Below are 266 nucleotides of genomic sequence, written 5' to 3' on the forward strand. Positions count from 1 at the left end.
GCCGCCGCACGCGCCTCCGGGTCGTTGCAGCGGGCACCCTCGATGGCGAGGCAGCCGGCAGCGGCGGGGTCGGCGGCGTAGCGGCGGGCGGCCTCCTCCAGCATGGCGGCGAGGGCTTCGGGCACCGGGCGGCCGGGGCGGAGGATCTCGGCCAAAGGGAGGGCCCCCGTGCCGGTGTAGCGGCCCAGAATGCGGGCGTAGAGGCCGGCCTTGCTGCCGAAGGCGGCGTAGAAGCTGGGCGGGTTGATGCCGAGCGCCTCGGTGAG

Annotated in this window: 1 pseudogene; it reads right to left on the bottom strand. The window is 76.7% G+C overall.

What is annotated here, in order from left to right:
- Positions 1 to 266: pseudogene (locus JMJ56_RS33460) on the bottom strand (TetR/AcrR family transcriptional regulator); the annotation flags it as partial.

Source organism: Belnapia arida (assembly GCF_016773205.1).
Classification (GTDB): domain Bacteria; phylum Pseudomonadota; class Alphaproteobacteria; order Acetobacterales; family Acetobacteraceae; genus Belnapia; species Belnapia arida.